General features: G+C 54.2%; 13 protein-coding genes. 1 reads left to right on the top strand and 12 read right to left on the bottom strand.

Features of this window, described 5'->3' with window-relative positions; all coding sequences use genetic code 11:
- Nucleotides 1-71 precede the first annotated feature (71 nt).
- The 4 genes from PSR63_RS07570 to PSR63_RS07555 form a co-directional block, all read right to left on the bottom strand.
- Nucleotides 72-620, bottom strand: coding sequence for a hypothetical protein (locus PSR63_RS07570; protein WP_274332104.1), 549 nt, complete (start codon nt 618-620; stop codon nt 72-74).
- Between the two features lie 185 nt (nt 621-805).
- Entirely contained in the window at nt 806-1,426 is a 621-nt protein-coding gene (locus tag PSR63_RS07565; RefSeq protein WP_274332102.1) for a hypothetical protein, read from the bottom strand.
- Between the two features lie 105 nt (nt 1,427-1,531).
- Nucleotides 1,532-4,891, bottom strand: coding sequence for a serine/threonine-protein kinase (locus PSR63_RS07560; protein ID WP_274332101.1), 3,360 nt, complete (start codon nt 4,889-4,891; stop codon nt 1,532-1,534).
- A gap of 12 nt (nt 4,892-4,903) precedes the next feature.
- Nucleotides 4,904-5,500 carry a sigma-70 family RNA polymerase sigma factor gene (locus PSR63_RS07555; RefSeq protein WP_274332099.1) on the bottom strand — a complete coding sequence of 199 codons (597 nt, stop codon included), beginning with the start codon at nt 5,498-5,500 and terminating at the stop codon, nt 4,904-4,906.
- Nucleotides 5,501-5,623: 123 nt separating this feature from the next.
- Between PSR63_RS07555 and PSR63_RS07550 the strand changes: the two genes are divergently transcribed.
- Nucleotides 5,624-6,058 carry a hypothetical protein gene (locus tag PSR63_RS07550; protein WP_274332097.1) on the top strand — a complete coding sequence of 145 codons (435 nt, stop codon included), beginning with the start codon at nt 5,624-5,626 and terminating at the stop codon, nt 6,056-6,058.
- Nucleotides 6,059-6,392: 334 nt separating this feature from the next.
- On the opposite strand, the gene PSR63_RS07545 is transcribed toward PSR63_RS07550, so the two are convergent.
- The 8 genes from PSR63_RS07545 to rfbF are packed head-to-tail and all read right to left on the bottom strand — an operon-like array spanning nt 6,393 to nt 15,902.
- The gene (locus PSR63_RS07545; protein ID WP_274332095.1) at nt 6,393-7,979 is read right to left on the bottom strand and encodes a hypothetical protein; all 1,587 of its coding nucleotides are present in this window, start codon (nt 7,977-7,979) and stop codon (nt 6,393-6,395) included.
- A gap of 41 nt (nt 7,980-8,020) precedes the next feature.
- Entirely contained in the window at nt 8,021-8,947 is a 927-nt protein-coding gene (locus PSR63_RS07540) for a transketolase family protein (RefSeq protein WP_274332093.1), read from the bottom strand.
- Nucleotides 8,944-9,780 (bottom strand): transketolase, encoded by an 837-nt coding sequence (locus PSR63_RS07535; RefSeq protein ID WP_274332091.1) that lies wholly within the window; start codon nt 9,778-9,780, stop codon nt 8,944-8,946. Before PSR63_RS07535 ends, PSR63_RS07540 begins: the two co-directional genes overlap by 4 nt.
- Before the next feature lie 7 nt (nt 9,781-9,787).
- Nucleotides 9,788-11,593, bottom strand: a complete 1,806-nt coding sequence (locus tag PSR63_RS07530; protein WP_274332089.1) for a bifunctional GNAT family N-acetyltransferase/PLP-dependent aspartate aminotransferase family protein — start codon at nt 11,591-11,593, stop codon at nt 9,788-9,790.
- Nucleotides 11,594-11,640: 47 nt separating this feature from the next.
- Entirely contained in the window at nt 11,641-12,651 is a 1,011-nt protein-coding gene (locus PSR63_RS07525) for a glycosyltransferase family 2 protein (protein WP_274332087.1), read from the bottom strand.
- Nucleotides 12,652-12,679: 28 nt separating this feature from the next.
- On the bottom strand, nt 12,680-14,026 hold the full coding sequence (gene rfbH / locus PSR63_RS07520; protein WP_274332086.1) for a lipopolysaccharide biosynthesis protein RfbH: 1,347 nt from the start codon (nt 14,024-14,026) through the stop codon (nt 12,680-12,682).
- Complete coding sequence (gene rfbG / locus PSR63_RS07515; RefSeq protein ID WP_274332085.1) at nt 14,023-15,114, bottom strand: CDP-glucose 4,6-dehydratase; 1,092 nt, start codon at nt 15,112-15,114, stop codon at nt 14,023-14,025. The genes rfbH and rfbG overlap by 4 nt, the downstream gene beginning before the upstream one ends.
- Complete coding sequence (gene rfbF, locus PSR63_RS07510; RefSeq protein ID WP_274332084.1) at nt 15,111-15,902, bottom strand: glucose-1-phosphate cytidylyltransferase; 792 nt, start codon at nt 15,900-15,902, stop codon at nt 15,111-15,113. The genes rfbG and rfbF overlap by 4 nt, the downstream gene beginning before the upstream one ends.
- Nucleotides 15,903-15,944 lie beyond the last annotated feature (42 nt).

The raw sequence follows: 15,944 nt of genomic DNA, 5'->3' as shown, positions 1-15,944 counted from the left end.
ATCACCGCGGCGTAGATTGGGCAAGTGATTCGCTTTTTTGGTTGACGCTGCCAGGTGGCTGTCTTGAACCTTTAAAAGTCGTTAAGCATCGACTCCAGTTCGCTTTCGATATCCGTTTCCAGGCGGTCGATCTTGTTATTAATCGGAGTGTTCTCTTCCTCTTTATACCAGTCCGGAGCTGGCGGAAATTTGGGGGAGATCTTGGAGACCGTAGACGTATTCTGCAGCACGATTCGATCTCCCTGGTCGACATACGTAACGATTTCATAGGTGTCCAGCTGGCCATGAACCGGCTTCATGGTCGTTGGACCGCGTTGGATACGCCCATCCGGTAAGTAGGTCGTGTACGTCCCCTCATATTCCATGCGGGTAAAAACGTGACCCGTGTTCAAGCGGAATTGTACCGGGACGTGTTTCATTGTGCTGACCGCCTTTCCGCCCGCGCTGTTACTGACGTAGACGTTGAAGTGATATGCGTCGGTTTCCTCGATCCTGATTTCCTGTTTTCCACCGTGGACACGATAGCGACCACTGAGCTCGCCCGCATGCAGAGCAACTGCACTGCTGATTCCAAAAGCGAAGGCCAAGGCCACGATCCGTTGTTTTGTAAAAGGTGACATGATTCGTTCCCCCGAGTGTGTTGAACTGTTTGACTTGTCGTACACCAGAAGATTCCCGATGCTGGCAACTTCCGGACAGACTTTCTTGAAAATCTGTGATTGGGTTCTTCTACTAAATGGCAAAACGAAAAAAGCCCTCCTGCTCGTGTGAACAGGAGGGCTCAGGATGGTTGCTGTTGTGTCTCTTATGGGTCACCGATCAAGTCTTTTCGCCACTGATCCCAGATGTCGTTGGGCTCTTCACCGGTGAGGTCTCCGCCGGGCTTAATCGGTCGAACCGGCTTGACTGGTTGAGGCGACGGATTCTTTGCCAGTGGTTTGTCGTACTCGCTCGGTTTGGTGTGCCTGATACGCAGATGTCCATCGACGAGATAGACGTGAAGGTGCTGCCCCGGCTTGTACTTGCCTCGTTTCAGGAATTCGAGCGCAGTCTTCATATCCGATTTGACCGCGTCCCCCCACACAGTGATCGTGGTCTTGGGATACTTCGCATTGACCTCGTTTTTCCACGACTGAACCTTGCGATGGAGACGAGTTAGCCTGTCCTGGGCTTCGGCCGTCTGTCCCCGCCGCTTGAGCTGGGCGATATCACCCAGTTCTTCGCGAACGCGGTCTTTCATAATCTGGCGAATCTTTTCGGCTTCCGCCGGAAAGATATTGCTGAACTTGATTTCGTACGAGGTGAACCAATCGTACTTGTCTTGCTTGACGTGCTTGGGCGGAAGCGTCAGTAGATTCTGTGCCATGGCCGAGCTGGATAGGCTGATGGCCATGACAAGTCCTAGAATGATTGCTTGCGTTTTCATTGTTTTCCCCTGTGTGAATTTCGTAGTGATTTGTGGTTTCACTAGGGAGATTGCCAAGGGGCGAGATATCCGGACAAGGAATCTGAGAAAAATCTGGGAGGGGAATCATTCGGGCGCTGAGGGGGGCGATTTGCCTGTTTTTTCGGTAATTAATGTGGCAAGCTGTTCTTTCCAATGTTCGGCATCTGCCGCTCGCTCGTCCGTTTCATAAGCCTGAATCAGTCTTTCGCAAGCTCGTTGGGCATACCACTGGCGATTCACTGGTAGCCCTGGAGTAAGTTCGACCAGGCGATCGTAGGAATCGACCGCCTCTTTCTCAGTTGCTTCGTTCAAGGTATTCAGTTCTGCCTGACACAGGGCATACATGATCTTGCAGCGTGCCAGGTCCTCTGGGTTGATCTTGCTTGAGAACAAGACGATGGCGATTTGTCCCATTGCCAACGAGTAGAGTTCGCTTTCGATGGATGACGAAGCCATATCCGCCATGGTCCGATTAAATTCAAATCGACTTTGCATATTGGTAACGGGCGTCAATTCCAGACGATAGGTCAGATAGCGTTTGGAGCGGGTGCCGTCCTTGATCCACAAGAGATCGGGAATCAGTCGATCGACCACCTGCAGCACTTCAAAACGCGTCGCTTCGTTCTGCAACTCGGCGTTCTCAATGTAGGCTTCTAGGAGTTCCACGGCACGTTCTGGCCGGTTGGACGCTTCACAGGCATACGCAAGATAAGAGCGGGCAAGCTGGGTCTGCAGCGCATCCTTTCCATGAATTTTGATGCAACCTGCGATATTCCGTTCTCCCAGTTCGATCGCCTTGTCATACATGCCTTGGGCATAGTAGCACTCGGCAAGCTTGCCCAGTGTCGCTATCGTCTCGTGATGATTCTCGCCAAAGGTCTGAATCTGTAGGGTCAAGAGGTATTCGTATTCGTATGCCGCCGCTTCCCAATACGAGTAGCTCTTGAGATTGTCGCTAATGTGCTTCTGCAAGTTGATGACTTCGTACGTTCGTCCATCTTCCAGGTAGACCTCGCGGAGATTTCTCCCGATCGCATAAGAGTCTGGGTGATTTAACCCCAGCGATTCCTTCGCACGCCTATACAACGCTTCCAGAATCGTTCCGGCCTTCTCATACTTCTTTTGCCTTTGGTAACTAAGGGCCAGGTGTCGCCAAACGACATACCGAATGTAGTCGGCTTCGTCGAAATGTTCTTGGACGACCTGCTGTGCCTCTTCCAGGAGTTTCGTGCCCTCATCCAGTCTTCCAGCGGCCGACATCGCACTTCCGAGGGCGCTCATTGAAGAAACCGTTCTGGTGTCCGACTTCCCAAGTAACTCGACGCGCTTGTCGAAACTTTCCTGCAGCATCGGGATGGCTTCGTCATGCCGTGCAACGTGATCAAGGCATACCCCGGTGATATGTTGTAGGGCAACTAACTGAAGCTGTTTGTCGAGGCTGTCTTGTTGTTTCTTCAGGCGTGCGATGCGCTGGTTGCCGAGCTGAATCGCTTCGTCGATTTTGTTGAGATGTCCCCAGGCCCACATCAACGCCAGGTTCGCCTTGTCTGCGTCAAGTGCGTCGGGGTCCAAGTACAACTCGCTTGTCTCGACGGCCTTCTGAGCAGCGTTCTCCGATCGCACGTAGTCCCCCAGTCCGCGATATGACTCGGCCAATGCAGTGAGCAGCTTCACGCGGCTTTGCGGATCTTCTTTAAGGCGTTCATCCAGTTTCGTTTCCGCGGCAATCAGCACATCGAGAGCTGACTGACTGGCGACGCCTGTAGCGGCCGGGTTGGCCGAATCAAAGGAATCGACGAATAATTCGAGAACCGATTCGGCTCGATGGGCAGCTGCTTTGGCGTTGTCGCGGGCTTCTTCCGCCTCTTTCTGGCGGCGTTTCGCTTCGTCCGCTTTCTCGATCGCAATGCTTTCCTGTACTTTCGCTGCGCGTTCGGCGTTCGTGGCGCGAACTGCTTGCCATACGGTTGCGCCCACACCGGTTATCAACAGCAGTAGCATCAACACGCCCGAAACAACCAGCACGCGATTCTTCTTGGCAAACTTCTGCAGCCGATACGACGTCGATGGCGGTCGAGCCGAAACGGGTTCGTCGCTGAGAAATCTCGATATGTCGGCCGCGAACTCGCTGACTGATTCATAGCGACGTTCTCGCTCCTTCTCAATCGCTTTCATCACGACCCAGTCGAGATCGCCTTGCAGCATCTGATGCAAGGAACCAACACTGATCCGCCGTTCAGCCGACACAGTATCGGAGTTCGTGTCCTGTTCCAGGAGGCGTACGCTTGGCCGTTTTGGTTCCAGGTCGCGAATCATTTCCAGTACGGAAAGCATGCCCCGATCGTTTAAATCGTTACGCTCAAGTGGCGTTTGCCCCGTCAATAGTTCGTACAGCATGATTCCTAACGCATACACATCCGTCCGCGTATCGATATCGTGCTTGGTGGTCGAAGCCTGTTCCGGGCTCATGTATTTGAGCGTTCCCAGCACTTGCCCTGCCCGCGTATGGACCGTGGCATCCGTCAGTACGTCTTGGCTATCAAGTGCCTTGGCAAGTCCAAAATCAATCACTTTCGGAATGTGGTGTCCTGCTTCGTGCATGACAAGCACGTTGGATGGCTTCAGGTCGCGGTGCAGAATTCCCTTCTGATGGGCGTGCGCAATTGCGGAGCAGATTTCGAGAAAGAGTTCCAGGCGTTCGCGAACGGTTAGGCGATACTGTTCGCAGTAACGATTTAGGGGAATGCCATCGACATATTCCATCGCGAAGAAAGGCTGGCCGGTCGCGGTCGTCCCTCCTTCGTAGATCCGAGCAATGTTTGGATGCTCCATGATCGCCAGGGCTTGGCGTTCCGCTTCGAATCGGGCGATCACTTCCTTCGAGTCGAGACCAGAGCGGATTAGCTTAAGGGCGACATAACGACGAATCGGTTCTTCCTGCTTGGCCAGATAAACCGAGCCCATTCCACCTTCCCCGATTTCTTTTAGCACCTTGTAATGCGCGATTTGGGGAAGGGCATTTGAATGATGAGGTGGAGAAGTTGAAATGGGATCAGGCGTCGGAAGTTCGTGCTCTTCGCCCAGTTCGCGCAGCCGCGTCCTCATCTCCGGGTAAACGCCTTGGTAATGCGTGACATCGGGACGGTCCCCATACTTGCGGCGAATGACGAATTCTTCTTCGGCCAGTTCACTGAGGGCTGGCTCGGCTTTCAATTGCGGAAAGCGCTCTAAATAGGCATCTAGCAAAAGGGGATCGCCGGCGGGTTGTTTTCCGGTCGAGGTCCTTTTCCAGCGAAACTCCATATCGATGATGACCAGTTCTTTCAGCGTGCCTTCAAACGCGGAGTCATTGGCCGAAGGGAGATAGGCTTCGATTTGAGGAACCTCGGTGCTCCAGGCTACCTCAAACTGCTGGATCAGATCGTCATGAATGTCTCCGGACATGGTGAATTTGCTTTAGCTGCTCTCGTCCATTGTTAGCCACTTGTCCTGCAGGCGTTTGATCACTCGCCGGACCGTCCGTTCGGAGCAACCCAGTTGTTCGGCGATTTCGTCATTGGTGTATTGCTGTAACTTTAGATCGAGGATCTGGCATTCCTGCTCTCCCAAGCCCGACAAGAGGGCCTGCATCTGGTCGACCATTTCGGCGGCATCCAGTGGCGACGATTCGGGAGAGGCAAGTTGGCCTTCCGGATTGCTGCCATCGGTATTGCCAGCGGAAATGTCTTGTTCGCGATTCATCCCCCGTTTCTGGCGCGAATGGTCTCGCGCTGCCCGGCGGGCTTTGGTCAGGGTAATCGAACAAATCAAACGCCACAGGGTGTCAGCGTCGGGCAGATCAAATTGCCCCGCAGACACCCGCCGAAAGAAAGTCCGACAAGCGGACTGCACAATATCGTCGGATCCCACTCGCCGCTGCAGTCGGGTGGAAAGCTGTTTCTGGGCCACCGATTCCAGCAAGGGGCCGTAACTTGTCCAGAAATCACGACATGCGTCGTTGTCGCCTGTTCGTAGGCCTTCAATCAAACGATCCCAATTTTGCTCATCTTGCATCCATATCCCCCCATGTTTGCTAATTCTGAGAAAATCACAACTTAGGTGTCCGGTCAACTAAGAAGTTGGGAATTCCCTTATAGAGGCCAACCGCCACAAAAGTGTTTTTGGGAGTCATTCATCATGTTCGCCACTGCTCAACCACGTGCATCTCTCGAATGTTATCGCAGTTCTGGCAAAGTCGCCTGGACAATTGCTGGGGCAGTTATTTTGACCGGCATCGCGGTCTTCGCAGGTGGTTTTTACGCGATGGTGCTCGGTGCGTTTGCGGTTTGTGCCTTCCTTTATGCGACATTTCAAGCCTTAGACAGTCGTGTGCAGTTGCAATTGTCTCAAAGTGGAATCTCTGGCTCGCGACTCGGTGGCTCGACGATTCCTTGGGATGGGATTCGCCGGATCACCGTCGTGCAGGAAACCGAAGGAATGCGAATCCGCAACTTCGTGCGATTTTCGCTCATCAGCGGAGAGCAGAAGGAGCTGGAGATTAGCGGGCTGGATACTTCGGAAGAGGTCATCCTGAAGTGGATCTCCGATGCCCTTGAGCTTCCTCAGGAATAAGACATCACACAAACTTCAACCACCAAGATCGAGGAATATTACCATGGCCATGCCACGTGACTCTTATGTCTTCGCCACGATTCGATTGTTCCTCGTTGGAGGGTTCCTTATCGTACTTCTCGGAGTGTCCTTTGTTCTTCATCAGAATAAAGGACCACAATGGAAAGTGCCTCAGCGACCGAATTATAACGTCCAATACCGGACCAATACACGAGACGATGCGCGACTTCGCAACACGTCGGCGTACCAACGATATCAGGCTTCCCAGTCGCAGTGATTGACGTCCGGCAGAGTTGCCTGCGACTTCGCTCGCCTATGATGTGATAGAAACAGTTCAGCGAGCAGGCAGGGCGTCATCTTTTGCCGCGACATTGATCGAGGCGTTGCTGCTCTTCTTCTGCCAGATTCGTCCACCAAAGATACCGTAGCGGATGGCCGGATTGATAGGCACGTCTAACATGACTTCATATTGGTCGTCGAATTCAGGCCAGATGTCGCGGAACCTGGCTTCCTGAGTTTCGCGATAGGTTTCCACGAAGAACTCCGGAGGCTGCGAGCGTAGTCGTTCGCACAGAGCCTGGAAGTCGTCCTCGGTGGCATGGGACGCGAAGGTCAATTCCGGATACTCTAGGTCCGCGGGCTCCATCTTCGTCAATGGATACAGAACCCAATAGTGCCCACTGACGATCATGCGATCATCCGGATTCGCGTTGGTTCTAAGCTTGTCGGCAAGCAGCAAATAGAAGTCTTCTTCTTTCAAGGAATTGTCCCAATTGCCATCGACCATAATTGGATAAAAGTGCCTCGACTGGCGGGCCATTTCAGAATATCCGTGTGTCGACTGATAGATGCCCCAGGCGGCAGACAGCGTTAGCAGTCCGGCTGCAATTCCTAGTGCGACACGTGGCATTCGATTTTCATTCTGGCTTTTCCATAGCTCTAGGGCTTGATACAAACCAACAGCAATGAGAAGCGAGCAAGCGAGGCATCCCTGAGCGAAGTGATACATAACCGGACACTTCGAGAATACTTCCGGTGCAATGATTGCCAGGAATAGAGCGGCAACAATCAAAGTCCCGAAACGCTTGTAGTAGATCGTCAGGGGAATAGCAATGACGGCGGGAATCAGAAACCACCACTGAGCCGAAATGAATCGGAATGCGGTCTGGGTCACCATGGCTCCACTGCTGGGCAATACCTTGAAGACTCCGACTTGCTTCTGGAATGCGATGAGCGTCTCGCCCACCGAGCCAGAAATGAAATGTAGCAAGCTCAGGCCAAGCAGCCCTCCGATGACCATGCCGGCCAGGCACCACGCCGCCCCGCGCCATCGTTGTTGGACGAACGCGTACGCGAGTATGGGAATCGGCACAAAGATCATCGGTTCACGCAGCAACGCGACAAACGGTATGAGCAGTCCCGCGATAAACATTGCCCGCAGTGATTTCGACTGGATCAAGATCAGCGACAGCAGCAGTAAGGCAGTCGCGGCCGTGATCGAATTTCGGAAGCCGAAGTTGACATACTGATTGACGACAACAACATACGCACTGGTGACCAGCGTCGCGATCCAGGCATTGGACATGCGATAAAGAAAGAAACCGAGCAGGCCGGCACCGATGGCCGCTACGATTGCATCGACGACACGTGGACGAAACAGGGGAGCTTCAGGCGAGACACCAAATCCCTGGACGACCAACAGTGGATATAGGCCAACTGGGGCCAATGGACGCGCTTGCAGGCCTCGGTGCATTCCGATCGCCACATAGGAACCTTCATCGGTGCACGGCGGCCCACCAATCATGAGAAATCGCAAAACGAGCGAAATGCTCAGTGGAATGAGAGCCGCGAGCAAGACCCCACGCTGGAGTGACAAAGACTTCCAATAAGATGTTGGCTCGGAAGCCAGGGCGTCCGCCATCGGAGTACCTTAGTCTGAAATACGGAGATGTGCGGTAGGGGCTAAACGGGTTGACGTTGGGTCAGTGATCGAACCGCAGAAACAATCTGGTCGGCCGTCAGACCATACTCGCTTCTCAAGAATGCATGGCCACCTGCCGGCGTTGTACGCTCCTTGCCGATGCAAACCATCTTCAGTTTGGCAGGTAGGCCTTCCGTGGCAACAAGTTCGGCCACAGCCGAGCCTAGGCCTCCAATTGTGTGCTCTTCGACCGTTACAAGGTTGCCGGTTTCGTACGCCGCTTTCTGAATGGCGTTTGAATCGAGCGGAGCGATTGTGGGCACACTCAACACGCGAACGTTGATTCCTGAGGCTGCCAAGTCGTTGGCCGCCTCGACGGCAGTCGCCAGCAAGCTACCGGAAGCGAGAACGGTGGCCTGATCTCCATCTTGAACTTGGATTGCATGTCCAAGCGTTAATTCAAGCGGTGTTGGATGAACGGCCGTTTCTCCCCCTTTGCCAAGTCGCAAGTACGCGGGGCGACGATCGCGGGCCAGGGCTGTGACCGATGCTGCCGCTTCGATCGGATCCCCAGGCGAAACTACGAGCAAGTTGGGAAACGCTCGGAGGGCGGCAACTTCTTCAATTCCAAAGTGTGTAAACCCAGCCGCACCGTAAGCAAAGCCCGCCCCTACCGACACAATGCGAACTGGCAAGTCGTGATAGGCGACATCGTTGCGGATCTGCTCCAGGCAACGAAGCGTTGAGAAATTGGCAATCGAATAAACGAACGGGATCTTTCCCTCTTTCGCGAGACCTGCTGCGACACCAATCATGTTCTGCTCAGCGACGCCGCAGTTGATATAGCGTTCGGGAAATTCCGCGGCGAATGGATCGAGTACGGAAAAGCCCAGGTCACCGCACAGAAGCCAGATTCTGGGATCCGCCTTCGCGGCAGCAAGCAATGATTCGATAAATGCTTTTCTCACGAGTTGGGATCCTCGAGAATGCTTTGTGCGAGTCTTACGTCTTCGTCGCTGGGCGAGCGGTAGTGCCAGACCAACTGGTCTTCCATATGAGGAATGCCCTTTCCCTTCACGGTACGGGCAATGACCACGCGCGGAGGTCCATTCGGATCGACGGGACGGGATAATACCTTCTGAATCGCCTGATGGTCGTGGCCGTTAACCTCGGTTACATCCCAGCGAAATGCCTTCCACTTGTCGGCGAAGGGTTCAAGGTCGAGCACGTCGGCGGTTGAGCCGTAGCTTTGCCAACTGTTTGTATCGATGATCGCCGTGAGTCCCCCGAGGCGATGCTGGGCAGCAAAGAGTGCTGCTTCCCAGGTCGTCCCCTCGTCGCATTCACCATCAGACATCAGTACAAATACGCGATGATTTGATTTGTCAGCCCTTGCTGCCAGGGCAATCCCACAACCGACCGGCAAGCCATGCCCAAGTGAACCGGTCGAGAATTCGATCCCAGGCACACCATGGGAGTGAACATGCCCAGCAATGGGACTTCCATTCTGGCAGAACTCGCGTAGCTTCTCTTCGGGAATGAAGCCGGTCTCCGCAAGTACTGCATAGATCACAGCCGCTGCGTGTCCCTTGGACATGATAAAACGGTCGCGATCGGCCATCTGTGGCTGATTCGGATCGTATCGAAGGATGCTGCTGTACAGGACCGCAATCAGATCGCAACAGCTTAAGTTCGATCCAATGTGCGAAGTCCCTGCATCGTGACACATCTGTACGCAGTGCTTGCGAATGCGTCGAGCAAGGCTTTCACTTCGATCGGTGGAATGTACGGGTATGATCATGGGACAACTACGCTGCGAGTGATCGTTTCGATCTCAGGACTTGCTTCAATTCGTAGCAAACACGGGCTACTTGCTTGTAGGTCAGACAGACACCGCTGGGCAGATTGATGCCACGTTGCGAAATATCGGCAGCCACTCGTCCGGTGGTCTGTTGTGGTTCGTCCCAGATAGGGAAGGTGCTCATGGGTGAGAACACCGGCCGCGTATCAATCTTTCGCTGCTTCAATTGGTCGGTTAGCTGTTCGCGGGTCATTCCGCAGTCAGGATCGACAAGGATATTCGACATCCAGTAGATGCTGTGGGTTCCGGCTGGTTCTCGCATCAACTCGATGCCGGAGACACCATCGAGCATTTCTTCATACCACGCGAAGACTTGTCGTTTGCAGCGAATCAACTGTTCGATGCGTTCCAACTGGGCAAGCCCGAAGGCCGCTTGAAGATTACTCATCTTGTACTTCCAGCCAACCTTGTCGATTTGAAACGAGCCAGGTCGTCGGCCATGATCCCATAATTTCATCGCACGCTGGTACACCTCTTCGGAGTTCGTGACCAGCAGACCACCCTCACCGGTGACGGCTAACTTGGCTCCTTGGAAACTGAAGCAACCCGCGTCTCCCCAAGTGCCCGCCAGTTTGCCGTCACAAGTCGTCCCCAGGGCAGGGGCGGCATCTTCAATGATCTTGAGGCCATGCTCTTGGGCAATGGCGGTGATCTCCGTCATCGGTGCTGACTGGCCGTAGAGATGAACCGGAATCACGGCCTTAGTCTTCGAAGTGATCTTCGCTTTGAAGTCGTTCGCATCGAGACACATCGAGTCGTAGCGAACGTCCGCGAAAACGGGTCTTGCTCCGACGTATCGGATGGCACTGGCCGTGGCAATCCACGAGATCTCCGGTACGATCACTTCATCACCAGGACCAATCCCTGCGGCCAGCAAACTGAGGTGCAGGGCACCGGTACAGGAAGAAGTCGTAATGGCGTAGCGAACGCCAAGATAATCGCACGCATGCTGCTCGAACTTCTTGAGATAGTCGCCCCACTTCGAGTTCCAGCCGGTACGTGCGGCATCAGTCGAGTACGACACTTCTCGGGAAGAGACGGATGGACCTGCCGTTAAGATCCAATCATCAGCGGAGGCATCCTGTGCTGCGTATTCCATGCGATACATGGTGGAGTCTGGGGCGTCGCTATCGTCCGCTTCCAACTCCAGAAAGTCCACTCGCCCGTTGGACTCATGTCGTCGTAGCGGGATGGTCGATGTATTTTGGAATCCAAGTTTCTCGTAGAAACTGATCGCGTGATCGTTGTCCGCAAACACACGCAGGAACAGGCTGTTCGGTTTCGCTTCCGCTTCTACCCAACGGATTAGTTTACTGATGGCCTCTCCCATAATCCCGGGAGATCTGTTTTCGCCGCGAACGATATTGTCGAGTTCAAGGTTGCCGGCGTCGTTGTCGCAGCCCGCGAAACCAGCGTGGCCGACTGGTCGCCCATAGCGATCTAGGACCAGGAACAGCACGCGAGCGTCATTTTCCAAGATCGCCTTCTTCAGCCACGTTTTCGTGCCTTCGAGAGTGACCGCGAAGCGGGTCGGGTAGGCGGTTTGATTCGCGTCTCGCCACTTCGCGAGCAGGGAAATGGTTTCGTCATCGCCTGCGTGAAATTCGCACAGCGGAACGAGATAGCCGGACGACTGCTCAAGCGGCATCGCGATGGTCATCAGGCTGGAAAAGTCATCGATCGACTTCAGATGGCGAACGTCATCAAGCCAGGTTTGCCAGCAGCCTTCAATCGTCTTGCTTTCCCGTTCCATGGATGTCCTCAATCGCTTTCCGTGCAAGTGGTTCGAGGCGAAGTGCGTTACGATGCTTTGCGATTTATCGCCAAAGATGGCACGACACTTCTTTCGAAGTTGATTCGTTCTTGTTCAATCACAATGGGGCGCCGCCTGACCTGGGAATGAATGGCCGAGATATACTCGCCCATGAAGCCGAGAAAGAAGAGTTGAACTCCGCCCAGAAAAAACATGCCCACGATAAGCGTCGGAATACCGGGGCTGGGAGTCTGTTGGCCGGTTGCCATAGCGATGATCGCTGCAATGCAGGATACCAACGCAAACACCAGACTAAGTCCGGAAGTGAGGAACCCGATTGCCATGCAGACTCGCATCGGGACATTGCTCAATGAGATGAGTCCATTGAGTCCGATATCGATCATGCCGTACCAATTGGCTTTGGAAACTCCCCGCTTTCGAGCCAGCATGGTGTAGGGGACACGAGCTTGCTTGAATCCGCACGCAGCAATCAATCCGCGAACGTACGGATAGTAATCCTCAACCTCGGCAAGGACTTGGGCAACTTTGCGATCAATGAGCTGAAACTCGCCGCTGTTGAGCGGGATGTCCACATTGGCCAGCCAGCGGATTCCGCGATAGTACATACGACGGATGAAGTGCAGTACCGCGCCTTCTTGGCGATCGGCACGAATGCCATGGACTATGTCGAACCCTTCTTCCCACTTCTTTACGAACTCGACAATGATTTCCGGGGGATCTTGCAGGTCCGCCGCAAGACACGGAATCACGGCGTCGCCGGTTGCTGCCTGAGTCGCGTTCCAAAGTGATTTGAGGGGGCCAAAGTTGCGAGAGTTCACGATGACTTTGACGTGGGGGTCTTCAGCGGCGATCTCTCGCAGTATCGCAACCGTTGAATCTGTCGAGGCATTATCTGCGAAGATGTGTTCGTATCGATAGTTCGACAGCGGGCCGCGAAACAGTTCTGCTACGGCCGCGTGGCATTCGTGAACCGAGTCTTCCTCGTTGTACGCCGGCGTAACAATACTGATGAGACGGCGATCATCCTGATTCGACATTTCAAAAACCTGATCGGCGAGCAGATGGTTAGCTTGTAGGGATCTGATGGAGCGCGTCGATCACATATTCCCTCTGAGAATCATCAATGCCGGGATACACGCCCAACCATAAAACCTGATTCATAATGAAGTCGGCGTTGGGCAGATCCCCAACGGTGCGGCGGGGCGTGTCCTTGTAGGCCGGCTGTCGCAATAGATTGCCTCCGAACAGAAAGCGGGTGCCAATCCTTGCTCGGGCCATCGCTTGCGCGACGTCGTCTCGGCTGATGGGGCTATCGGGTCGCACAGCCAAGGGATAACCAAACCAGCTAGGTTCCGACTCCGGCGTTGGCTCCGGTAGAATGAAGTATTCTTGCAGGTCCTGGAGACCTTCACTGAGTAGCTTGAAGTTGCGGTTTCGGGCCGTCACAAACCCTTCCAGCTTGTCGAGCTGCGAAACACCAACGGCGGCCTGCATGTCGGTTGCTTTCAGGTTGTAACCGATATGCGAATAGATGTACTTGTGGTCGTAGCCAGGTGGGAGCTGTCCCAATTGCCAGGCGAATCGCTTGCCGCAAGTATCGTCTTCGCCAGGAGCGCACCAGCAATCGCGTCCCCAGTCACGGAACGACTCAACCAGCTTCTTAAGCTTGGGCGAGTTCATCACGACGGCGCCTCCTTCTCCCATCGTGATGTGATGGGCAGGATAGAAGCTAAATGTCGCTAGATCACCGAATGTTCCGCAATTCTTTCCCTGATAGGTCGCACCGAGCGCGTCACAGCAGTCCTCGATCAGCCAGAGATTGTGTTTGTCTGCGAATTCGCGAACCTCGGCCACTTGGAACGGATTGCCAAGCGTGTGGGCAATGAAAATTGCCTTGGACTTCGGCGAAAGGGCTGCTTCGAGTTGCGAAATGTCGATGTTGTATGTTGGTACATGAACATCGACAAAAACCGGTACCAATTGGTTCTGAAGAATCGGGTTGACGGTGGTTGGAAAGCCAGAAGCGACGGTGATCACTTCATCACCAGGGCGAAGCTGACGATCTTCCAGTTTCGGTGAAGTGAGTGCGGACAGGGCAACCAGATTGGCGCTGGAGCCTGAGTTGACCAGTAATGAGTATCGTGTCCCGACTACTTCGGCGAAGCGGCTTTCAAACTCTTCGGCGAATCGGCCAGCGGTAAGCCAGAAGTCGAGCGATGAATCGACCAGCGATTTCATGTCAGCTGCATCGAATACCCGCCCCGAAATCCGTACCGCATCTTTGCCAGGGCGAAACTCCTTCTTGGGATAGGCAGCGTCGTGGTACTGCTCGACTAGACTTAGGATCTGCGCACGAAGTTCGTCAGGAGATCTCGACTGGTTACTCGTCTCGACGACGCCAACATTGCTCATACCAAAATCCCCTGAGTCTCCTGGTAGGCTTCCAAGTCCTCCAAACAAGACGCGAGCATATTTTGCGATGGATCTAAATGAAAACGCTTGTACCACCGAACGGTACGTTCGACGGTTTCCTGAAGAGACCAGCGTGGAAACCAACCCAGTTCCCGCTTGGCCTTCGAGTTGTTCAGTCGTAGGTAGACCGATTCGCGGAGTGGCTCATCGGGAATCGCGTTCTCCCAGCCACCACCATTCCAAGCCTTGCTGAACTCACGGACCAATCGCTCGACCGTAACGGCCGATTCGTCTTCCGGTCCGAAGTTCCAAGCCTGGCACCAGCGAGGACTCGGTCGACGAATCATCTCTGCGGCCAGGTGGAGATAGCCAGAAACGGGTTCCAGCACATGTTGCCATGGTCGGATTGCATGCGGCATGCGCAGCTGCAGCATGTCTCCGCGATGAAACGCTGCACATAGGTCAGGAACAATACGGCACGCACCCCAGTCGCCACCGCCAATGACATTGCCCGCCCGGGCCGTTGCAAGACTGATGCCATGCTCTTGTAGCGAGGCTGGTGGAAAGTAGCTGGCTCGATAGCTATGAGCGACGACTTCCGTCGCTCCTTTACTGGCGCTGTAGGGATCGTTGCCACCCAGCGGGTCGTCTTCCTTGTAAGGACGGTTTTCGCCTAAGTCGCGATAACACTTGTCGCTGGTGATCACGATCACGTGACAGGGACGTCCGATTACGCGAACGGCTTCCAGCAGGTTCACCGTACCCATGACGTTCGTCTGGTAGGTGCTGCGTGGATCGGCGAGCGCTGTGTTCACGATAGGCTGGGCTGCCATGTGAAGAATAACATCGGGTCGAGCTTGATCGATTGCGGTCTGCAATTGGTCAAAGTCCGAGAGATCCGCACGGGTATCCGCAGCTAATCTTGAAGCGACCTGCGACGACGTGAAGTTATTGTGATTGGTTGGCGGATCGAGAGCATATCCGTAGACTTGGGCTCCCATTTGGGAAAGCCAGAGGGAAGTCCAGGATCCTTTGAACCCAGTATGTCCGGTCAGGAAGACGCGTTTTCCTTGGAATTGGGTTTTCATGCCGCTTCCCTCTTCAGCCAAGGCGTGTCCTTGGTGCGCCACATCTCGTCGAGTACTTTCCAGTCTCGGAACGTATCCATGCAGTACCAGAATCCATGGTGCTCATAGACGGCCAGTTGGCCATCGCGAGCACATCGTTCCAGTGGCTCTCGTTCCAGCACGCACTGGTCGTCTGCCGTGAGATAACGCAGGAAGTCGAGTTCCATGACCATGAACCCGCCGTTGATCAAGCCTTGACCAACTTGTGATTTTTCGCGGAAGGAGGTCACGCGATTGTTCGTGATTTCCAAGTCGCCAAATCGGCTGGGAGGGCGAATACCGGTCATCGTTGCCAACGCACCTTCGGCAACATGAAACTTAATCAGCTCGTTGATGTCGATGTCCGCAATTCCATCCCCGTACGTCAGGCAGAATCGTTCGTCGTCGACCAGAAAGCGAGCCGCACGAGCAATTCGTGCTCCGGTCATTGCCTGTTCGCCGGTGTCAACGCACGTAACTTTCCAGTCGCGGGTTACGTCACATCGATTATGTAGCTGCAGGGATGAAGGATCACCGAGCCGAATCGTGAAGTCCGATTCCATGGCCTCGTAGTTGAGGAAATAGTTTCGGATCATATTGCCTTTGTAACCAAGGCAAAGTGTGAAATCGTTCACTCCGGCCGCGGAGAAGATATTCATGATGTGCCAGAGGATGGGGCGGCCACCAATTTCCACCAAGGGCTTGGGCAAGACCTCGGTGAACTCGCGGAGTCTCGTTCCTTCACCACCGCATAAAATCATTGCTTTCATTCGATCGGCATCTTTCGCGGTTGTGATTTCTCTGGGGGAATA

Source organism: Bremerella sp. P1 (assembly GCF_028748185.1).
Taxonomy (GTDB): Bacteria; Planctomycetota; Planctomycetia; order Pirellulales; family Pirellulaceae; genus Bremerella.
This window is presented reverse-complemented; position numbering and strand designations above follow the sequence as displayed.